Origin of the sequence: Paenarthrobacter sp. NPDC090522 (genome assembly GCF_044769225.1) — a bacterium.
Taxonomy (GTDB): domain Bacteria; phylum Actinomycetota; class Actinomycetes; order Actinomycetales; family Micrococcaceae; genus Arthrobacter.
Genome location: NZ_JBIVXL010000029.1, coordinates 22,944 through 43,633, shown reverse-complemented (window position 1 = coordinate 43,633; position 20,690 = coordinate 22,944). Strand labels below are relative to the sequence as shown.

19 protein-coding genes are annotated in these 20,690 nt (G+C 64.5%); 3 read left to right on the top strand and 16 right to left on the bottom strand.

Annotated features, from left to right (window positions below; all coding sequences use genetic code 11):
- Positions 1–151 precede the first annotated feature (151 nt).
- Genes ACIQT2_RS22665 through ACIQT2_RS22655 form a run of 3 tightly spaced genes read right to left on the bottom strand, consistent with a single transcriptional unit; the run spans position 152 to position 2,807 of the window.
- Positions 152–1,366, bottom strand: coding sequence for an acetyl-CoA acetyltransferase (locus ACIQT2_RS22665; protein WP_402951192.1), 1,215 nt, complete (start codon positions 1,364–1,366; stop codon positions 152–154).
- Positions 1,363–2,073: a CoA transferase subunit B gene (locus tag ACIQT2_RS22660; protein WP_402951189.1), complete on the bottom strand. Its 711-nt coding sequence runs from the start codon at positions 2,071–2,073 to the stop codon at positions 1,363–1,365. The genes ACIQT2_RS22665 and ACIQT2_RS22660 overlap by 4 nt, the downstream gene beginning before the upstream one ends.
- A gap of 17 nt (positions 2,074–2,090) precedes the next feature.
- A complete protein-coding gene (locus tag ACIQT2_RS22655; RefSeq protein ID WP_402951186.1) occupies positions 2,091–2,807 on the bottom strand; it encodes a CoA transferase subunit A in 717 nt (238 codons plus the stop codon).
- A 266-nt stretch (positions 2,808–3,073) separates the two neighbouring features.
- Here ACIQT2_RS22655 and ACIQT2_RS22650 point away from each other — a divergent pair, with 266 nt between their 5' ends.
- Positions 3,074–3,826 carry an IclR family transcriptional regulator gene (locus ACIQT2_RS22650; protein ID WP_402951206.1) on the top strand — a complete coding sequence of 251 codons (753 nt, stop codon included), beginning with the start codon at positions 3,074–3,076 and terminating at the stop codon, positions 3,824–3,826.
- Positions 3,827–3,886: 60 nt separating this feature from the next.
- Here the strand turns inward: ACIQT2_RS22650 and ACIQT2_RS22645 are convergent, their stop codons facing one another.
- Positions 3,887–4,459, bottom strand: a complete 573-nt coding sequence (locus ACIQT2_RS22645; protein WP_402951183.1) for a GNAT family N-acetyltransferase — start codon at positions 4,457–4,459, stop codon at positions 3,887–3,889.
- 86 nt (positions 4,460–4,545) lie between these two features.
- Complete coding sequence (locus tag ACIQT2_RS22640; protein ID WP_402951180.1) at positions 4,546–6,372, bottom strand: cytochrome c biogenesis protein DipZ; 1,827 nt, start codon at positions 6,370–6,372, stop codon at positions 4,546–4,548.
- Between the two features lie 278 nt (positions 6,373–6,650).
- Between ACIQT2_RS22640 and ACIQT2_RS22635 the strand changes: the two genes are divergently transcribed.
- Complete coding sequence (locus ACIQT2_RS22635; protein ID WP_402951178.1) at positions 6,651–7,340, top strand: fasciclin domain-containing protein; 690 nt, start codon at positions 6,651–6,653, stop codon at positions 7,338–7,340.
- Positions 7,341–7,426: 86 nt separating this feature from the next.
- On the opposite strand, the gene eda is transcribed toward ACIQT2_RS22635, so the two are convergent.
- From eda to ACIQT2_RS22610, 5 genes are read right to left on the bottom strand one after another with little or no spacing between them, the layout of a single operon-like run.
- The gene (gene eda / locus ACIQT2_RS22630) at positions 7,427–8,059 is read right to left on the bottom strand and encodes a bifunctional 4-hydroxy-2-oxoglutarate aldolase/2-dehydro-3-deoxy-phosphogluconate aldolase (protein WP_402951175.1); all 633 of its coding nucleotides are present in this window, start codon (positions 8,057–8,059) and stop codon (positions 7,427–7,429) included.
- Positions 8,052–9,509 carry a mannitol dehydrogenase family protein gene (locus ACIQT2_RS22625; protein ID WP_402951172.1) on the bottom strand — a complete coding sequence of 486 codons (1,458 nt, stop codon included), beginning with the start codon at positions 9,507–9,509 and terminating at the stop codon, positions 8,052–8,054. Before ACIQT2_RS22625 ends, eda begins: the two co-directional genes overlap by 8 nt.
- Positions 9,500–10,411 (bottom strand): PfkB family carbohydrate kinase, encoded by a 912-nt coding sequence (locus ACIQT2_RS22620; protein WP_402951201.1) that lies wholly within the window; start codon positions 10,409–10,411, stop codon positions 9,500–9,502. The genes ACIQT2_RS22625 and ACIQT2_RS22620 overlap by 10 nt, the downstream gene beginning before the upstream one ends.
- Before the next feature lie 47 nt (positions 10,412–10,458).
- Complete coding sequence (gene manD, locus ACIQT2_RS22615; RefSeq protein ID WP_402951169.1) at positions 10,459–11,670, bottom strand: D-mannonate dehydratase ManD; 1,212 nt, start codon at positions 11,668–11,670, stop codon at positions 10,459–10,461.
- Between the two features lie 23 nt (positions 11,671–11,693).
- A complete protein-coding gene (locus ACIQT2_RS22610) occupies positions 11,694–13,076 on the bottom strand; it encodes an MFS transporter (protein ID WP_402951166.1) in 1,383 nt (460 codons plus the stop codon).
- Positions 13,077–13,231: 155 nt separating this feature from the next.
- Between ACIQT2_RS22610 and ACIQT2_RS22605 the strand changes: the two genes are divergently transcribed.
- On the top strand, positions 13,232–13,966 hold the full coding sequence (locus ACIQT2_RS22605; protein WP_400270057.1) for a GntR family transcriptional regulator: 735 nt from the start codon (positions 13,232–13,234) through the stop codon (positions 13,964–13,966).
- A gap of 74 nt (positions 13,967–14,040) precedes the next feature.
- Here ACIQT2_RS22605 and ACIQT2_RS22600 read toward each other — a convergent pair whose 3' ends face one another.
- The 6 genes from ACIQT2_RS22600 to ACIQT2_RS22575 all read right to left on the bottom strand — a co-directional run bounded on the left by ACIQT2_RS22600 (position 14,041) and on the right by ACIQT2_RS22575 (position 20,571).
- Positions 14,041–14,220 carry a hypothetical protein gene (locus ACIQT2_RS22600; RefSeq protein ID WP_400335451.1) on the bottom strand — a complete coding sequence of 60 codons (180 nt, stop codon included), beginning with the start codon at positions 14,218–14,220 and terminating at the stop codon, positions 14,041–14,043.
- Positions 14,221–14,253: 33 nt separating this feature from the next.
- Positions 14,254–16,266, bottom strand: coding sequence for a BCCT family transporter (locus tag ACIQT2_RS22595; protein WP_402951161.1), 2,013 nt, complete (start codon positions 16,264–16,266; stop codon positions 14,254–14,256).
- Positions 16,267–16,555: 289 nt separating this feature from the next.
- Positions 16,556–17,362, bottom strand: coding sequence for an IclR family transcriptional regulator (locus ACIQT2_RS22590; protein ID WP_402951159.1), 807 nt, complete (start codon positions 17,360–17,362; stop codon positions 16,556–16,558).
- A 66-nt stretch (positions 17,363–17,428) separates the two neighbouring features.
- On the bottom strand, positions 17,429–18,676 hold the full coding sequence (locus ACIQT2_RS22585; protein WP_402951156.1) for a molybdopterin molybdotransferase MoeA: 1,248 nt from the start codon (positions 18,674–18,676) through the stop codon (positions 17,429–17,431).
- A gap of 125 nt (positions 18,677–18,801) precedes the next feature.
- The gene (gene fdhA, locus ACIQT2_RS22580; protein ID WP_402951153.1) at positions 18,802–20,019 is read right to left on the bottom strand and encodes a formaldehyde dehydrogenase, glutathione-independent; all 1,218 of its coding nucleotides are present in this window, start codon (positions 20,017–20,019) and stop codon (positions 18,802–18,804) included.
- A 135-nt stretch (positions 20,020–20,154) separates the two neighbouring features.
- Positions 20,155–20,571, bottom strand: coding sequence for a heme-binding protein (locus ACIQT2_RS22575; protein ID WP_400270051.1), 417 nt, complete (start codon positions 20,569–20,571; stop codon positions 20,155–20,157).
- Between the last annotated feature and the right edge of the window lie 119 nt (positions 20,572–20,690).

Sequence of the window (20,690 nt, the reverse complement as noted above, 5' to 3'; positions counted from 1 at the left end):
AAATCAACAAACTCCCGCCGGGCGTCCAACGAAAAATTCCTGACCACAACACGCTCCATCAATCAGAGCGTTGCAACGACCCTATGACTCCGCCGGGTTCAAAACGCGCACAAATGCGACTCAGTTGGGTGCTGTCCCCTAGTTGGGCAGGTTAGAGGGACTCGAGGATGCTTACGTAGTTCGCGATGCCCACGCCGCCCATGTTCTGGACGGCGCCGCGGCGGGCGTTGGCCAGTTGCATGTCGCCCGCCGTCCCGGTGAGCTGCATGGCAGCAATGACGTGCTGCGAAACGCCCGTGGCACCGACGGGGTGGCCTTTGGCCTTCAGCCCGCCGGAGACGTTGACGGGCAGTTTCCCGTCTTTGTAGACCCAGCCTTCCTTGATGGCCCGGGAGCCCTCGCCACGCTCGGTGAGGCCCATGGCTTCGTACATGATGAGCTCGGCGATGGTAAAGCAGTCGTGCACCTCGGCGAAGTCCAGATCGTTGATGCCAACTCCCGCCATGCCGAACGCCCGCTCCCACGACGCCCGCGTGGCCGCGAATTCGGTGGGATCGCGCTTCTCTGCGGGGAAGAAGTCGTTCGCGTGACCGAATCCGGCCAGGCGCACGGCTGCCGTTGCGCCGTTGGTTTCCTTGGTGGAAAGTACGACGGCGGCAGCACCGTCCGAGACCGGCGAACAGTCAGTGCGTCGCAAGGGCTCGGCGACCATGGGGTTCTTGTCCGAAATGGTCCGGCAGAACTCTTCGCCGAAGTCACGGTGCATCTGGGCATAGGGGTTGTCCATGCCGTTGCGGTGGTTCTTGGCGGCAATGGAGCCGAGGACGTCACCCAGGCCGGCTTCGAAACCAGGGCCTGCGATGCTGCCGCCGTAGCGCTTGTCGTAGTGCTTGGCTACCTCTGCGAAGAGACCCGTGAAGCCTGTGGTCGAGGGTTTCCCGGCCATCTCGTAGGAAGCACCAAGGAGGGCTGCCCCCACAACGTCCGCACCGGCGTCGGTCATTTTCTCGGCACCGATCACCAGGACATTCCGCGCTGTTCCGGCAAGGACCGCCTTGACGCCCTGCTGGAAGGCTGCCGAACCGGAGGCGCACGCGTTCTCCGTACGCGTGGCTGGCACGTTGCCGAGGTCTGCGGACAGCTGCAATGCCAGCGAAGACGTGAAGCCCAGGGGCTGCATGCCGGAGTTGAACTGGCCCAGGTAGATTTCGTCAATGTCCTTCGGCTCGAGGCCGGAGTTCCGGATCGCTTCACCGGCAACCTGGACAATCAAGGTTTCCAAAGTTTCGTCGGTGAGCTTGCCGAACTTGCTGTGACCCCAGCCCGTGAGCAGGATGTCTTTGCCGAACTGGTCCTTGAGGCTCATGCGTTGGCTCCTTCGAGGGTCTCTTCGACAGATATGTGCGTCAGCGCGACCGTGAACTCCGCGTCGGTCTTGTCGCGCAGCTCTTCGACCGTGACGCCCGGGGCGAGCCGGGTCAGCAGCAGGCGAGTGCCGCCGTCGTGCGTTTCACCGGTTTCCGGGTCGGGCACTATGTCGAAAACGGCCAGGTCCGTGATGATCCGGTCCACGCACTTGAGCCCGGTGAGGGGGAGCGTGCACTCGGTGACGATCTTGGCGGAAGCGTCCTTGGCGTTGTGCTCGGTCAGGACCACCACGCGCGGAGTGCCGGCAACGAGATCCATGGCACCGCCCATGCCCTTGACCATCTTGCCGGGGATGGTCCAGTTGGCGAGGTCGCCGCTGCCGGATACCTGCATGGCACCGAGGATGGCGACCTTCACGTGGCCGCCGCGGATCATGCCGAAGGAGGTGGCGGAGTCGAAGATGCTGCCGCCGGGATTGATGGTGACGGTTTGCTTGCCTGCGTTGATGAGGTCGGCGTCTTCCTCGCCTTCGTACGGGATCGGGCCCATGCCGAGGAGGCCGTTTTCGCTCTGCAGGACCACCCGCACGCCGTCGGGCAGGTTGTTGGCAACCAGCGTGGGGATGCCGATGCCCAGGTTGACGTAGTCGCCGTCGTTGAGTTCTTCGGCCGCGATGGCGGCCATCTGGTCACGTGTCCATGCCATGGTGTGTGCTCCTTTGCTTAGGCCGGGACGGGTTCGGGGCGCTGCCGGACAGTGCGCTGTTCGATGTCCTTGACCCGGTCGCTTGCCTGGACCAGCCGCTGGACGTAGACACCCGGGCTGACAATATGGTTCGGATCCAGCTCGCCGAGTGGCACGATCACCTCCGCCTCCGCGATGGTCACCTTGCCGGCAGTGGCGACGACGGGGTTGAAGTTCCGCGCAGTGTAGCGGTACACGAGGTTGCCGTCGGTATCCGCCGTGTGGGCGTGGACCAAGGCGATATCCGCGGTGATGGCGCGCTCGCGGACGTACGTGACGCCGTCGAACTCTTCATGCGGCTTGCCCTCGGCCACCAAGGTGCCCACCCCCGTCCGCGTGTAGAACGCGGGAATGCCCGCGCCTCCGGCACGGAGCCGCTCGGCCAGGGTGCCCTGCGGGGTGAACTCGACCTCGAGCTTGCCCGCAAGGTACTGCTCGGCGAACAGCTTGTTCTCGCCGACATACGACGCGATGACCTTCCGGACCTGCCCGGCCTCTATCAGGACGCCCAGGCCCTTGCCATCGATGCCCATGTTGTTGGACACGATGATGAGGTCCTTGGCGCCCGACTCGCGGACGGCGTCGATCAGGTCGGCGGGGATGCCGCTGAGGCCAAAGCCCCCGACGGCGATCGTCTGGCCGTCTGCCAAAAGGTCACGTAGCGCTTGGCCCGCGTTGGGATGCAGCTTCGACATGGGGCGGCTCCTCATTGAGTATCCACTTTGTGGACTTGGTGTTCTTGGGTACTGAGCCTAGGAGTGGTGATGTTGCGGGGCAAGGCCAGCCGGGCTTCCTGACTCATGCTGTGGACGATAGAGTGACAGCTGTCCATATTGTGGATGAATCTTCGGGAGTAACTATGGCTGACCAGAAAACAGGGCGCGCCAAAGCGGTGGCGTCCTCGGGAGCGGCGGCGCCCCCAAAACCGGTGCCGTCGTCGAACCCGGTCCAGGGCGCCCAAGTGGTGGGCCGTGTCGCGGCGCTGCTTCGTTTGGTGGGGCGTAAGCCAGCCGGGATGTCCCTCGCTGGGGTTGTGCGGGAGTCCGGACTGACGCGGCCTACGGCCTATCGACTGCTCACGTCCTTGGCGGCGGAGGGCTTGGTGGAACACGAGGAAGGCACGGGAAAGTGGGTCCTGGGGCCGGAGGTCTTCCTGCTCGGTTCAGTTGCGGCGGCCCGTTTCCCCATGGAGGACCTTGCCCGGCCTTCCCTGCGTCGACTGGCCGCTGAGACCGGGGAGAGCGCGTTCTTTTCCATCCGCCGCGGCAATGAAACAGTCTGCGTTTTGCGTGAAGAAGGGTCGTTCCCGGTCCGGTCCTTTGTGCTGCATGAGGGCGTTCGTTTCCCGTTGGGCGTGGCTTCGGCCGGAACCGCGATCATGGCTTTCATGCCTCCAGATGAGCAGGAGAGTCTTTTGGAGGACTGGGCCGCGCACGCCGGGGAATTCGCCGTCGGGCATCCCGCGGACGTGGTCCGGGACAACCTCGAACGGACCCGGTTGGCCGGCTATTCAGTGAATCCCGGGCTGGTCCTTGAAGGAAGCTGGGGGATGGGCGCCGCTGTCTTCGACCGGCAGGGCCACCCGGCGTGGGCGTTGTCCTTGACGGGGATCGAGCCGCGTTTCCGTGGGGAACGGCAGGAGTTCCTGGGCAAGTTGCTCATGGCCGAAGCACACCGGATGACGGCGCGTTTGCAGGGGTCCACGCCCAACTAGGTCGCATTTGTGCGCGTTTTGACGGTTCAAAACGCGCACAAATGCGACCCAGTTGGGTACTCAGGTGAGGTTCAGGCGCATCAGGACCCTCGGGAAGCCGTTGAGGACGGACGTGGTCTCGGCGACCTTCTTGAACCCGGCTTTTTCGAAGAGCCTTCGCGTGCCCACGTAGGCCATGGTGAGATCCACTTTGCCGCCCTTGTTGTCCACGGGGTATCCCTCGAGGACCGGTGCGCCGTGCGCCTTCGCGAAGTCGATGGCCCCCTGCAGGAGGTGGTGCGAGATCCCTTTGCCGCGGTGCCCTGGTTTCACGCGGATGCACCACACGGACCAGACCTCCGAGTCATCCACGTGGGGGATCTTACGGTTCGTTGCGAAACTGGTGTCCGCACGCGGGTGGACGGCCGCCCACCCAACTACCTCGTCGCCGTCGTACGCCAAAACGCCGGGCGGCGGATCCTCGGCCACCAGCCCCTCGACGTACTTGCCGCGTTCCTGTTTCTGGAGGCTCTGGTTGAGCTTGGACGGGATGCGGTAGCTGAGGCACCAGCACACGTTGGAGTCGGGTTTCTTGGGGCCCACCATGGTCTTGACGTCGTCGAACACCGTGGCGGGACGAACTTCGATAGCCATCGGCCCATCCTGTCACCATTCCAACGCGGGGTCACTCACGGCCCATCCTGAGGGTCAACATGGGCCGTGAGTGACCCCGCGTTGCTTTATCCGAACGTGAACGAGTACGCCTGGATGCCCTGCGGGACCCTCACCTCCAGTGCCCCCTCACGGATCTCGGAATCATCCACGATCTTGTAAAGGGTGGGCGTCCCGGACACGGCCACGGTGCTGGCTTTGCCGTCCCGGATCACATCCAGCGAACCCTCGCCGCTGACCACGATGTACACCTGCTTGGCGTGGTAGTTCAGCGAGATGGACGAGCCCGCCGCGGTGGGCGCAATGGACTGGGTCCCCAGGTTCCAGGAACCGGTCAAGGCGAAGCTGTCCGCAGGCTGAGCCGAAGGGGCCGAATACACGCCGTCCCCCGCCCTGTACGGTTCCGTGCCCCCATAATTGACCTTCTTGGTGACGCCCAAGTACGTCTCGGGAGTGGTGGCACCTGCAATCGGGCCGTCGTCGGAGGCTTCGACAGGTGCCGGGAGTTGGAGGGAGGGTTTGGCCTGTTGAAGCAGTTCACGGATCAGCTTTTCCGTGGTCTGATAGCCGCCCTCGCCGAACTTGATGTGGCGGACGGTCCCGTCGGCGTCAATGAGGTAGTGCGCAGGCCAGTAGCGGTTGCGGTAGTTGGTCCACGTGGAGAGGTTGTTGTCGATGGCCACGGGGTACGTGATGCCGAGGTTCTGCGCGCCGGACATGACGTTCCGCGTTTCCTTTTCGAACGCGTACTCGGGGGAGTGCACGCCGATGATTTCCAGCCCGGAGTCCTTGTACTTGCTGTACCACTGGGTGAGGTGCGGCACTGAACGCTGGCAGTTGATGCAGGAGTAGGCCCAGAAGTCCACCAGCACCACCTTGCCCTTGAGGTCCTTCAGGTTCACGGCCTGGTTGCCGGGCGTGTTGAACCATTCTTGGATGCCCTTGATATCCGGCGCTGTCCCGCACGATTCCAGCGAGGTGCCGCCGTTGCTGCACTTGTCCAGGTCCTTGTTCTGATCGTTCACCAGGCCGCCGAGGTCCAGGGCCTTCTTCACGGCGTCGTTGTCCTGGACCTGCTCCTGGAGTGAGGAGGTGTAGTCGGGGACGAGTTTCTGCAGCAGTTGCGGGAGGTTGAACACGAGTCCGATGGCCAGCGCAATCATCATGATCCCGCCCGCAATGCGGATCTTGCGCTGGTTCTTCCGGAACGCTTTGACCCGCTCGGCCACGCGGCGGCCCGCCAGGGCAAACACGAGCAACGGAATGGCGGCACCCAGCGCGAAAGTCAGCGTGAGCACGATGGTTTCCGGCCCCACCTGTCCGGTGGCACCCGCGACGGCGATCGCGGCCAGCACTGGTCCTGCACAGGGGACATAGACGACGCCGAGGGCCAGTCCCAGCACCAGCCCACCATTTTCGGTACCGACCCTGCGCTGCGGGATCCAAGAGAAGGGCTTTTCGAGGATGTGTTGGAAGCGGTCGAAAATCAGGCCAAGCCCGATCAGCACCAGGACCACCAGCCCGATCCAGCGCAGCAGGTCCTGCGGCAGGTTGACCAGCGTGAGCAGGAACGAGCCAACCAGCGTGAACGTGCTGAAGCTGATCACCAGCCCGAGGATCACCAGGTAGGGACGCCATCCCGCCCGCCGCTTTGCTTTGGCTTCGGATTCACGCTCGACGGCGGTAGCGAGGTTTCCGCTGGCGGCGACCTCGCCGCCTGAGGTGCTGCCGCCGTCGGACGTTTTGTCCCTCGGGGCTCCACCGGACGCGGCCGATCCGGGCCGGGCACCCTGGACGCCGCCGGACAAGAAGATGACCGGGAGGACCGGAAGGATGCAGGGCGAGATCCCCGTAATGAGCCCACCGAGCAGGCCAATGAGTGCCAATTGCAGCATTTCTTTCTCCCAAACTTCGCCGGGCCGGCGGCTGGTGGTGCCCGCTCCGGATATCTGCGGGGAGTTCGGAGCCGGGACGGCGATGGCTTGGTGCGGGCTTGGAAAACGGGCCTATTCCCGTTTCCATAAGACTTTTTCAATCCGCACCCATCCGCGCGGCCACACCCTCCGAATAGCTGGTGAGACACAAACCGCAGGTGAGGCAAAAGCGTCGCAGGCTGTCCGTGTCCCACACCCACTGGATCCAACGCCCTGGTTCCACAAACAAGGAGAATGAGATGTTGTCCACAAAGCGCCCCGCCCTCGCCTTCGTTGGCCTCACTGCCGCCGCCCTTCTCGGACTCACGGCCTGTGGTGGTTCAGGTAGCTCCAGCTCTTCCGCGTCTTCGTCCGCCGCACCGTCGGCGTCGTCCATGGCGCCGTCGCCATCGGCTTCGTCCAGCTCGGCCATGGCCTCCAGCGCCGCCATGGATCCGGCCCGTGACCTGGTTGGCCCGGGTTGCGCCGGCTATGCTTCACAGGTTCCGGACGGTGCCGGTTCGGTTGTAGGCATGGCGCAGGATCCGGTAGCTGTTGCCGCTTCCAACAACCCGTTGCTCAAGACCCTCACCGCGGCTGTCTCGGGCAAGCTGAACCCGAAGGTGGACCTGGTCTCCACCCTGAACGGCAGCGAATTCACGGTGTTCGCTCCGGTTGACGATGCCTTCGCAAAGATCGACCCCGCCACGATCGAGGCGCTCAAGACGGACGACGCCACGTTGAGCAAGATCCTCACCTACCACGTAGTCCCCGGCCAGCTGACCCCGGACCAGATCGTTGGAACGCACAAGACGGTCCAGGGTGGCGAAGTGACCGTTGCCGGCACCAAGGATGCCTTGACGGTTAACGGTGCCAACGTGATCTGCGGCGGCGTCCACACCGCCAACGCCACGGTCTACCTGATCGACACCGTGCTGATGCCCAAGTAGGCCTCTGGTCCATCAGTCCCAACACAACGCAGCAGGCGCCGGGATCCCGGCGCCTGCTTTGTTGTTTGTAAGGGTTCTTCAGAAGGTCAGGCCTGGCTTTGGAGGGCGGACGCCTCGCGGGCCAGTTCCGATATGGCGGTCCAATCCCCGGCTTCAACCAGGGAGCGCGGGGTGAGCCAACTGCCGCCTACACACGCCACGTTGGGCAGCTTGAGGTAGTCCGGTGCGGACGCCAGGCTGATGCCGCCGGTGGGGCAGAACTGGACTTGCGGGATGGGTGCGCCGATCGCCGACAGGTAGGGAGGTCCTCCGGCCGGTCCCGCGGGGAAGAACTTCATGACCTTCAAGCCATGCTCCAGGACGGCCATGACTTCCCCAACCGTCGCGACGCCCGGAAGCAGCGGAACATCCAGCGTCAGCATGTGGCGCAACAAGCCGGGAGTGACTCCGGGGCTGACCAGGAAGCTTGCGCCTGCGGACACTGCGGCCTCGGCTTGGGCCGGGGTGAGGATGGTCCCTGCGCCCACCAGGATGTCCGGGACTTCGTCAGCGATCATACGCAGGGAATCCAGCGCTGTGCCGGTCCTCAGGGTCAGCTCGATGATGCGGATTCCACCGTCCACCAACGCGCGGGCCAGAGGTACTGCGTGTGACGGGTCTTCCATGGTCACCACCGGAATGACGGGGGAGACATTCAGGATGGAGGCGGCGTCAGCCATGGGGGATCTCTTTTCCCAGGCCCGGGAGCCCGTGTTCGTCGATGACGGAGTACCAGTGTTCAAGCAGCGCGGCGAAACCGGCGTCAGTTGCCGTGGCTTCATCGAAAATGCTCCGTACGCCCAGCAGTGCGTTGACCACTGCCCGCGCGGACAACTCCCGCGGCAGCGCGTCCTTCAGTTCAGCCGCCAGGGGATCATTCAGGGCCTCAGCAGGCGTGACCGCGACGTGACGCATCCACGCTGCCACGGCGAGCGCCGCCCAGCGTGGTGGGCGGCCGGCGTCGAGGTTTGCCCTGACGGTACTGAGCAGCCGCAGCCCGATTTTCTGTGAACCGTCGCTGCCCACCTTCGCCGTGGTGTGGCCCAGCGCCGGATTCGCAAAGCGGCCAAGCACCTGCTTGCAGTACGTTTCGCCGTCCAGGCCGTCCGGCAGGTGGAGGGTTGGCAGGACGTCGTCGAACATCATGCGTTCGCACGCGGCGCGGAAGGCGGGCACGGACACGGCCTCTGCAATGGTTGGGTTGCCGGCGGCCAGACCGAGGTAGGCAAGCAGGGAGTGGCTCGCGTTCAGCAACCGAAGTTTCGCGGCTTCCCACCCGGGAACGTCGGTGCTGAAGACCGCGCCTGCGTCTTCCCAGCGCGGGCGGGGACCGGCGAAGTTGTCTTCGATGACCCACTGCATGAAGGGTTCGGCGACTACGGCGGCTTCATCGCGAAGGCCCAGTTCATGCTCGACGGCGTCAAGGTCGCGTGCCGTCGTGGCGGGGACCATGCGGTCCACCATGGTGCTGGGGAAGCTGACGTTGGTGGCGATCCACGCCAGGAGGGGTGTACCTTCGGCGGCGGGGAGTGCTGCGACGAATGCCTGGACCAGCTGGCGCGTGAGTTCGCCGTTGCCGGGAAGGTTGTCGCAGGAAACCACGGTGATCGGCCCTGAGCCCAGCCGGGACCGTTCCTGCAGTCCGCGCGTGAGCTGTCCGATGGCCGTCTGTGGTGGATGTCCGGCGAGGTCGGCCTGGACCTGAGCATCGCCGAGGTTCAGCGAGCCGGTCTGGGGGTCCATCCGGTACCCCTTTTCCGTAATGGTCAGGGTGATCACCGAGACCGAGGGCAAAGCGATGCGCTCTACCACTGCGGCCGGGTTGTCCCGCCCGGAAATGGCCTCGATGACGCTGGATACCAAACGGGCGGGTGCAGCCCCATCTCCGCGCTCGGCCACGGTGAAGAGCCCGTCCTGGGGTGCGAGTTGCTGCACCACAGTGTCCGAACGCTGCGTCACGCCGATGATTCCCCACCCCGGTTCGCCGGAGGACTGCATCGCTCCCTCGGTGAAGACAGCCGTGTGGGCGCGGGCGAAGGCACCGAGGCCCAAATGGACGATGCCGGGCGTGAGGGTCGTGCGGTCGAGGCCAAGCGGCGTCTCGCCCAGGGAAGCGAGGCTCAGGCGCATACCGGTTGCCCTTCAGCGTGTGCGGTGGTCTGCTCAAAGGTGGGAATGAAGCCCGTGCCACCCTTGCCTCCGACCACCAGTGAGGCCGCAGCAGCACCGTAGCGCGTCGCTTGCGGAAGGGGGTCGCCCAACACCAAGCGGGCGGCCAGGGTGCCAACGAAGGCATCGCCGGCCCCGGTCTGGTCCACAACCGCAGGGGCCGGAACGGAGGGCACCCACTCGGAGAGTTCGAGGCTTTCAAGGTGGACACCCTCAGCGCCGCAGGTAACTGCAACACCGGAAGCACCCATGGCAAGGAGCTTTGCGGCAGCAGCCTCTGCTGATGACACTCCAAGCAGCGCGCTGGTTTCGCCGGGAAACGCCGGCGTCACGAGGTAAGCCTGCGGGGCCAGCTCAGCCAAGGCTCCTGCGGCGGCGGATGCGGTGGTCAACCTTGGCCGGTAGTTGGGGTCGTAGATGAAGCGCTGGGCCAAGGACGCTGCCTTGAAGACAGCGGTCCGTGAGGACTCGGAGATGGCGCAGGCAATTCCACCGGCCAGCACGGCACCCGCGGAAGCGAAGACGGACTCGTCGATGTCCGACGGGCCCAGCGTGGATCCGACGCTCCCGGAACGGGCGTAGGAGAATTCACGCTGGCCCAGCGGATCGGAATGCACCAAGTACACGCCTTGCTGGCCCGGACGGAACGTCAGGAGATCCGTCGCGATGCCGAGTTCCGCGATCCTGGCCGCGATCGCTTTGCCGAGATCGTCGTCGGGCAGGATGGCGAGCAGCCCCGTGCGTGCCCCGGCGGCTGCGGCCGCAGCAGCGACATTGAGGGCGTCACCGGAGATGCCCAGTTGGGCCGGAACGCCGTGGCCGAACGGAATGTCGGTGGCGACTTCCACCAGGATTTCGCCCATGACGACGACGTCGAACGGCTTGCGCTGCAGGTCTTGGGTCACAGGATTCACCAATCGTGGATCGAACCGTCGAGGCGGCGGTTGATGGGCAGGTACTTGGGGTCGAAGGGGAATGCGGCGGCTGCTTCTTCGTTGAATTCGACGCCGATACCGGGAGCGTCGCCGGGGTGCATGTAGCCGTCGGTGAAGGTGTAAGTGGTCTTGAAGACTTCCCCGGCGGGATCGCGGTGGCCCATGTACTCCTGCACCCCAAAGTTGGGGATGCTGAGGTCCACGTGCAAGGCCGCCGCGAAGGAAACGGGTGAGAGATCGCCGGCGCCATGGGACCCCGAGCGCACGCCGTAGAGGTCGGCGAGCGAGAAGATCCGGCGCAGGTGGGTGATGCCACCCGCATGCGAAACGGAGGTCCGGATGTAGTCGATCAGCCGTTCGGTGATCAGTTGCTGGCAATCCCAGATCGAGTTGAAGACCTCGCCCACGGCAATAGGCGTGGTGGTGTGCTGGCGGATCAGGCGGAAGGCCGACTGGTCCTCCGCCGGGGTGGGATCCTCGATCCAGAACGGCCGGTACTGCTCCAACGATGCGCCCAGGCGGCCAGCCTCGATGGGGGTGAGACGGTGATGGACGTCGTGCAGGACATGCACTCCGTAGCCGAACTGATCGCGGACGTGGGCCATCATTTTCGGCGCGAAGTCCAGATACGCAGAGGTTTCCCACGTATCCTCCTGTGGCACGTTGCTGCTGGCCGGCTCGTACAGTTTCCCGTCCACCGGCGCAATCCCGTAGGTCTTGTCCAGTCCGGGAACCGCGGCCTGGGCCCGGATGGCCTTGTAGCCCAGGTCCAGGTGGTGCTGGAAGTCGGCGCTGAGGTCATCCAGGGTGCTGCCGCTTGCGTGCCCGTAGACCATGACACCGTCGCGGGCTGCGCCGCCCAGGAGTTCGTAGACCGGCATGCCGGCGGCCTTGCCTTTGATGTCCCAGAGTGCGACGTCGATCGCGGCGATCGCTGTCATGGTCACCGGGCCCCGGCGCCAGTAGGCGCCCTTGTAGAAGTACTGCCAGGCATCTTCGATCCGGCGCGCGTCGCGTCCGATCAGCAGCGGGCACAGGTGCTCCGCAAGATAGGACGCGACGGCGAGTTCCCGCCCGTTGAGGGTGGCGTCACCGATGCCGGTGATTCCGTCCTCTGTTTCAATAACGAGCGTCACGTAGTTCCGTCCCGGGGACGACACCACTACCCGTGCATCGGTGATCTTCACTGGTTGTTCCTCTTGCTTCGTGGCTATTTGAGCGAGCTCGTGCTCGGGTTGGCGGCGGTGCCTGCTACGGGTTCCTGGGGGACAGCCCACTCGGCGTACTCCTTGCCGCCACGTTGGCTGGGGGCGGTTTCGGGAAGGAACGACAGGCAGACGACACTGACCAGGATCAGGGCTGAGACGTAGATGGCCACGCCTCCGATCGAACCGCCTCCGGCGACCAGCAACGCAGTCGCAATGACAGTGAACGGTCCGCTGGCGATCATGGCGCCAAACTGCCAGACGATGGAGACACCGGTGTAACGGCCACGGACAGGGAAGAGCTCGGGGTAGTACGAGGCCTGCGGTGCGTAGGTTCCTGCGTGTCCCAGGGCCAGGCCGGCGACGAGGATGGCAACGATCGGCAGGGTGTCGCCGCTCGCGATGGCGCCGAAGGCCGGCCAGATCAGCACCAGGTTGAGGATTGCTGCGCCGAGGAACACCTTCTTGCGGCCGATCTTGTCCGTGATCCAGCCCCACACCGGAATCATGATGAGTTCCACGACGATCGCGATGATGATGGCCTCCAGCACGAAAGCAGAATCGTTGCCAAGGTTCTTCGAGTAGGCCACCAGGAACACGGTGTAGAAGGGGAACACTGCGGCTTCGACGAACTTCGATCCCATGCCGAGGAAGACTTCCTTGCGGCTCTGTTGGAACACGAGCTTCATGGGGGCTTGCTGCTGCTTGGCGTTTTCCTTCGCGGCCTTGAAGGTTGCCGACTCATTCACCCGAAGCCGGATGTAGAGGCCGATGGCCACTACCACGATGCTGAGGAGGAACGGGACGCGCCAGCCCCAGGCGAGGAAGTCCTTCTCCGAGAGTTGGGTGGTGAGGAAGGCGAAGAGGGCGGACGGGACGAGGTAAGCGGCCGGGGACCCCATCTGGACCAGGCTGGCATAGAAGCCGCGCCGCTTCTGGGGTGCTGCTTCTGCGGTGAGGAGCACCGCGCCGCCCTGCTCGCCGCCCACGCCAAAGCCCTGGAGCAGGCGCACGAAGACCAGGATGACGGCAGCCCAGAGTCCGATGGTCTCGTAAGTGGGCATGAGGCCGATGGCGAAGGTGCCGAGTCCCGTGATGAGCAGGGTCCAGACGAGTACCTTCTTTCGCCCGATCCTGTCGCCGATGTGGCCCCAGACGATCCCACCGAGCGGGCGGGCGAAAAAGCCCACCGCGTAGGTGGAAAAGGCGGCCAGCGTGCCTACCAGCGGGTCGATGTCCGGGAAGAAGATCTTGTTGAAGACCAGCGCAGAAGCTGTTCCGTAGATAAAGAAGTCGTAGTACTCGGCCATGGTTCCGATGAAGGAGGCGCCCGCGGTCTTGCGGGCCTGCTTGGCATCGTGAACCGGCGGCGCAACGCTCTCGGTCATCATTTGCTCCTTTGCAGGCGATGAAGTCAGGGAGATTTTTGTAAGGGGAAAGAGTGGCGGGTTGACGGAGGAATCAGAGGCTTCCGAACCCGCAGTGATAACTACCATACAAGCACTACCATTCTAGTTTGTCAACGATGGCTTAGACTGGTGCTGTGGCTACCAAGAAACCGGAACCGGACCCCTCCGCCCCCCGACTTTCCGTGCGGGACCGGACCCTGGATGTGCTGCGCCGCCGGATTATCTCCCTGGAACTGCCACCTGGTTCGCCGCTGTCGGAAAACGAGTTGGCGCAGGAGCTGGGGGTCAGCCGCACGCCTGTCCGCGAAAGCCTGATCCTCCTTCGGGAAGAAGGGCTTGTTGAGGTCTTTCCGCAGATTGGTTCATTCGTTTCCTTGGTGGACCTGGCCCGGGTTGGGCAGGCCCAGTTCATCCGCGAAGCGATCGAATGCGCATCGTTGGCCGATGTTGTCGCCGAGCCTTCGGGGATCGCCGGCCTCCGCGAGATCCTGCAGGCCCAATGGGATGCCGAAGCAGCCGGCGACATCGACCGGTTCTTCCGCCTGGATGAGGACTTCCATCGGGAGTTGCTGCAGTTGGCAGGCCACGAAGCCGCCTGGAACGCGGTCAATTCGGCCAAAGCGCACCTCGACCGTGCCCGTCGCCTGAGCCTCATCGACGCCGGACATGTCGCCACGCTCATCAAGCAGCACACCGCCGTCGTGGACGGACTGGAGAACAGCGACCAAGCCGCCGCCGACGCCTCGCTCCGCCTCCACCTACGCGGTGTTTTCAAGGATATTGAACGAATCCAGGGGGCCACGCCTGAGCTGTTTTCCGATGGCTCCAAGCCGCGGGCATCCCGCAGGAGCGTCGCACGGCTTTCCTGAACTCCGGAAACAACAAAGCAGGCGCCGGATAAAACCGGCGCCTGCTTTGTGTGTTCTAGGGGTTCTTCAGAGGGTCAGCGGCCCAGGTCGCTGTCCACGTAGGAGCCCGTCTTCGTGTGCTCGGAGCCGCACGGGCAGCCGCCGATCAGTTCAATCCGGACGGTCACGGGGTTGGTGCCATCCACGGTGACGGACATCCGGTCCTTTGAATCGTTGATCACGCGGACGGCTGCCTCTACGGGGGTTTGGGTCATGGCGGTTCTACCTAACTGCTGGGTGGCTGGGGATCAGTTGTTGTCTGCCCGTGGGCTGTCGACTGTCGGAAGGCTGCCCGTGGGCGTGCCGCCGGGACAATCGGCGTCGGGGCATTTTTCGGCGCAGTCGTGCTTGGTCACGAGATCGAACTGGACTCCGCGGTGTTGTTCCACGCCGGTGCGGATGGCCCGTTCCACCACGGAAGTGGCAAGCCGCCGGCGCAGGGAGAGCGGATCGCGCCGCAGGTCCTTGGCCAGGGCGAAGCAGAGCAGCAGCATCACGATGATGAACGGCAGGGCCGCCACAATGGTGACCCGTTGCAGCCCGGACAGGGCCTCGGAAGGTTCGTCACCACCGGCCAGGAGCAGGACGGCGGCAACGGCACCTGTGAGGCAACCCCAGAAGATGACCACTCCGCGGCGGGGATGTTCCGCACCGTTGGAGCTCAGGGAGCCCATGACGATCGAGGCCGCGTCTGCGCCCGTGATGAAGAAGATGGCTACGAGCACCATGGCCAGGACAATGACGGCCCCAGTGAGCCAGTCCGGCATGTGGAGGTTCTTCACGAGGTCGAAGAGGGCGCCGTCGAAGTTGATGGACGGTGCTCCGTCCACCATGGTCACGAGTCCCGGGGTTCCGGCCTTGTCTGCCTCTTGCTGGACGTTGAACGCGGCGCCGCCAAAGATGCAGAACCAGACCACGCTGACGATGCTCGGGACCAGCAGCACGCCGGTGACGAACTGGCGGATGGTGCGGCCGCGGCTGATGCGGGCAATGAACAGTCCGACGAAGGGCGTCCAGGAGATCCACCAGGCCCAGTAGAAGATGGTCCAGCTGGTCAGCCAGCTGCGCAGCGCGTCGTCGCCTACGGCTTCGGTCCGCGAGGACATTTCTGCGAGGTCGCGGGCGTAGTCGCCGATCGAGGACGGGATGAGGTTGAGGATGAACAACGTGGGTCCGGCGACGAACACGATGACGGCCAGCACCACTGCCAGGACCATGTTGATGTTGGAGAGCCACTGGATGCCGCGGCTGATGCCGGACACTGCCGAGGCTACGAAGCAGAATGTCAGGACAGCGACGATGACCACCAGGATCGGCGTCCCCACTTCACCCATCCAGCCGTTGGATGTCATGCCGCTGCCGATTTGCAGGGCGCCGAGGCCCAACGACGCAGCGGTACCGAACAGGGTGGCGAAGATGGCCAGGATGTTGATGAACTTCCCTACCGGACCCTCCACCATACGGATGCCGAACAGCGACGTGAAGGCCGCGGAGACCAGCTGCCGGCGTCCCAGCCGGTAGGTGCCGTAGGCCATGGCGATGCCCACCACGGCGTACATGGCCCACGGATGGAGCGTCCAGTGGAAGATCGAGGTGGCCATGGCTGTCTGGACGGCTGCCGGAGTGCGGCCATCCACCGTCCCCGGCGGCGGGGAGATGTAATGGTAGAGCGGTTCGGCCACGCCGTAGAACATGAGGCCGATGCCCATGCCGGCGGCGAACATCATGGCCACCCAGGACACGGTCTTGTACTCGGGCTTTTCGCCGTCCTTGCCGAGCGGGATGTTGCCGAACTTGCCCAAGGCAAGCCACAGCACGAAGATCACGAACAGCGAGGCGAGCACCATGAAAAGCCAGCCGGTGTACTCCATGACCCAGCTGAGGGCTCCCTTGGAGGTATCGGACAGGCTGTCACGGCCAACGAAGCCCCAAACCACGAAGGCGACGGCGATGGCGCCCGTGATCCCGAAGGTGACTTTGTCGAGGGTAAGTTTGCGGTTCCGGCGGGCAGAGACGGCCTGCTCGGTTTTGGCGTGGCGCAGTTCTTCCAGGATCTGCTCGTACTCTTCCGAGTCGGGCAGGGACTCCGCGCCTCCGTCCTCAACGTCGAGGACTGCGGGGTTGGTTTCGTTGGGGGAGACGCTGAGGGTGTCCTTGGGCGTCTCCGTGGTGCGGGTTTCGGTAGAGGGAGCATCGGCCGGCTGGTCGCCGGCCGGTAACTCCTCCGGAGTTAAGGGTTTGGTGCCACTGTTTATAGCCATGAGCGGGTCCTTTGCTCGGAATCATGGGCTTGCGTATATGTGTGGATGCTTGGGCCTGGTTGGGGATCCGGGGCGTTCCGCAGTAATCAACAACATTCGCGGTAAGCAACAGAGTGCGCTGCCTCACACTCAAAGTCAAGAGGTAGCAGCTCTTTAACAGCACATTGATATATCAATTGGCCGCAAAGCGTATCGTTGCGTATGGTGAAGAACGTTGCGCTATAGCCTGCCAGTGGGGCTGGCGCAAAGGTGCGGCTGGCGGGAGGGTGCGGCTGGCCGAGGCTTGGGCCTAGCGGTGCCGATAGCCCATCTTGGCGCTGATGCTCAGGCCTGCTTCGCGGAGGCCGTCAATGAGGCCCGGCTGGTCCTCGGGCGTAAAGCGGAACGCCGGACCGGAAATGCTGACGGCCGCGATGACATTTCCCAAGTGGTTGAAAATGGGCACGGCAACGGCAGTGAGCCCGATCTCGAACTCTTCATGCACCACCGCGTACCCGTTCCGCGCGACGTCGTGCAATTGCTTTTCGAGCACCCCGCGGTTGGTGATGGTCCTCGGCGTCCGAACGGGGAGCCCGACGGCCTTGAAGACCTGGCTCCGTTCGTCCGCCGTCAGGGCAGCCAGGAGCACCTTGCCGCTGGAAGTGGCATGCAGCGGCGTCAGGCTGCCCACCCAGTCGTACGTGGCCAAGGTGGAAGGACCCATGGCCTGGTCCACGTTGACTGCGTAATTGGAGCGCAGCACAGCCAGGTTGACGGTTTCCTTGTATTCGGAGGCCAGTGCTTCCAGGACTTCCCTGGCCTCGTGCACCACGCTCAGCCTGCCGGGGATGGAGGAGGCGAGGCGCAGGATTCCGAAGCCGAGCTGGTACTTGCCCCGCTCGCTGTTCTGCCGGACCAGTTCGCGCGTGACCAGGGAACCCACAAGCCGGGACACCGTGGACTTGTGCACGCCCATTTCCTCGGCGATCTCGCTGACGCCGGCGTCTCCCTCGCGGGCAAGGATTTCCAGGATCTGGAGGGCGCGGTCCACTGACTGGACGCCTCCGCCCTGGGCGTCTGCGTCCTTGTCGATGTCCGGGTTGCTGGGTGCGGCCATGATTCTCATCCTAGACCGGCCCGGACCGCCCCTCGGGACGCTCAGCGGCTCATGCGGCCTCCTGGCTCATGCGGGCCACCTGCTGGGCGCAGTCCACGGCAGGGGCATGACGGGAACTCCCTGGCCGGCCTCGACGCCTTCGGGTGGAACCGCCATGAACCCATCTGCCCAAGCCAGTCCCCGCATCATTCCCGGGCCGGTGTGCGGTACGGGCAAGGCGAGTCCGTGCTCGATGGTGCAGGGAACCAGTCGTGTCCTGCCGGGGTCGGCGTCGATGTCCGCGCCGGAGGTCAAGTCCACGGCGGCGGGCAGGTCCCGGTTTCCGAGGGCGGCCAGCAGTGGTCCGCCAAGGGTAATGAGGGCGATCATGGCGGCCAGCGGATTTCCCGGGAGCCCGATCACGAACCGTCCATCCGGAAGTTCCGCCAGGACCGCGGGGTGGCCTGGCCGCATGGCTATGCCGTCGAGCAGCAACCGTCCGCCCATCGCGGCAATTGCAGCGCGGAAGTGGTCGGTCCCGGATTTACCCGTGCCTCCGGTAGTGATGGTGACATCCGCCCACGGGCCGTCCGGGCCGGAGAGGGCCCACAGCCATTCCTGGTAGGAGTCGCCAATCCTCAGCTGACCCCCGGGCAGGCCACCCAGTTGGGAAATGACCGTTCCGAGCTGCGGCCCGAAGGTATCGCGGACTTGCCCGGGGCCGGGCTCACCTGAGGTGACCACTTCCGATCCGGTCAGTACGACGGCGACCATCGGCTTGCGCCGAACCTCCACCTCGTCGTGGCCTGCTACGGCGGCGAGGGCAATGTGTGCCGGATTCAGGAGTGTCCCTGCGGGAATGAGGACATCGCCGGCGGCGGCTTCCTCTCCGGCAGGCCTGATGTGGCGGCCCGGGAGGGTTTCTCCGGGCTTCGCGTCGGGTTTGAGCAGAAGGTGTCCTGGCGCGTTGGCGGTCACGAGGCCGCTTTCCTTGCGGAGGATGCCTGAGGCTCCTGCGGGTACCAGGCCGCCTGTGGCGATGATGCTTGCCTGGTGCGGTTCCAACGGCGCTCCCGGCGTGGTGAGGGTCCATGGCCCGCTGCCGCTGATGGCCCAGCCGTCCATGGCCGAGGAGGCGTAGTGCGGGATGGCCCGGGTTGCTGCCACGGCGGAGGTCAGCTCGCGTCCGATCCCGTCCCGAAGCGGTACCACGAGGGAGCCAAGCGGTGCGGCGCAGTCAAAGGCAAGTTGGCGCGCCTGGGCCCAACCGGGCGCGTGTTGGTGCCCGCAGGGCGGGCTGGTGGTAGGAGGGTCGGCGACGACCTGTGCGAGCATGGCGGCCACTTCCTGGTGCGCGGGTGCTGTTAAGTGGTGCGGGGGTGCTGTTAAGTGCAGATGCCGGGGGCGGCAGGGCCTTCCCGTGGTGCTTACCCTCCGCTCCCGGTATCTGTGCTTCCGTACTAAGCCTTCACGTATCCGTTGGGGTTCAGTACGAACTTTGTTGCCGCTCCGGCGTCGAACTCCGCGTAGCCGCGGGGTGCGTCTTCGAGCGGGATGGCCTTGGCGTTCACGGCCTTGGCGATCTGGACCTTGTCATGGAGGATCGCCATCATGAGCTGGCGGTTGTACTTCATCACCGGGCACTGCCCGGTGGTGAAGGACAGGGATTTGGCCCAACCGGTACCCAGGGACAGCGAAAGCGAGCCGTGCTGGGCTGCCTCATCGATTCCGCCCGGATCGCCGGTGACGTACAGGCCCGGGATACCCAGGGCGCCACCGGCGGCCGTGATATCCATGAGGGAGTTCAGCACCGTGGCCGGGGCCTCGTGGGAGGCGTCCTTGCCGTGGCCGCGGGCCTCGAAGCCCACGGCGTCGATGCCGGAATCGACTTCCGGAACGCCGAGGATCTGCTCGATTTGGTCCTTCGGGTCGCCCTTGGAGACATTGACGGTTTCGCAACCGAACGAACGTGCCTGGGCCAGGCGGTCCTCGTTCATGTCGCCCACAATGACGACGGCGGCACCCAACAGTTGGGCGCCCACGGCCGCAGCGATACCCACGGGGCCTGCACCTGCCACGTACACCGTGGAGCCCACGCCGACACCTGCGGTGACGGCGCCATGGAAGCCGGTGGGGAAAATGTCCGAGAGCATGGTCAGGTCCATGATCTTCTCGAGCGCCTGGTCACGGTCCGGGAAACGCAGCAGGTTCCAGTCGGCGTAGGGAACCAGGACATACTCGGCCTGGCCTCCCACCCAGCCGCCCATGTCCACATAGCCATAGGCGCTGCCGGGACGGTCGGGGTTGACGTTGAGGCAGATGCCGGTCTTGCGTTCCTTGCAGTTCCGGCAGCGGCCACAGGAGATATTGAACGGCACCGAGACGATGTCGCCCACCTTGATGAATTCGACGTCGGGTCCAACCTCAACCACTTCGCCGGTGATTTCGTGGCCAAGGACCAAATTCTGCGGTGCCGTGGTCCGGCCGCGGACCATGTGCTGGTCCGAACCGCAGATGTTGGTGGTCACGGTGCGCAGGATGACGCCGTGGGGCACCTTCCTGCCAACATTTGCAGGGTTGACGCCCGGGCCGTCCTTGAGCTCGAACGTCGGATACTCGGTGTTGATGATCTCAACTACACCGGGTTCCTTGTAGGCGACTGCTCTGTTTCCTGACATGACACTCCTTTGGCCATTTGCTGATGGAAATGGGACTGGCCAGTTGCCCGAAAGCGGCGCTTCGGTGAGGAAATACCTCCCCAGGTTTCAGGCCACCGAAGCGCCGTTCACGGGCAACTGGACAACTTTTTGGCTCTAGGCGGCGTCCTGGAGTTGAACGGCCGCTCCTGCAGATGCCACCGTGTGGTCGTTCTCCACGGTGCTGCCGCTGACGCCGATCGCTCCGATCACGGTGCCGTTGCTGTCCTGGAGCGGAATGCCGCCGGGGAAGGTGATGAGCCCGCCGTTGGAGACTTCAATGTTGAAGAGCGGTCCGCCGGGTTGCGACAACCCACCAATGGATCCCGTTGGCATATCGAAGTAGCGCGCCGTGCGGGCCTTCTTGATGGAAATATCGATGCTGCCCAGCCAGGCCCCGTCCATGCGGGTGAAGGCTTTGAGGTTGCCGCCGGTATCGACGACGGCGATGTTCATGGCCGTGCCGGTTTCGCGGGCTGATCCGAGGGCGGCGGCCAGGACGGCCTCCGCGTTGGCTTGGGTGATGTCAGACAATGCTTCTCCTTTGATTCATGTCTTGTCACTGGCGTTTTTCATGGGGAAGGCTGTGGGTGGCGAGAGGGGCCGCTGATATCTTCCAAAGCATCGGAAAGATATATCAGTCACATACTATG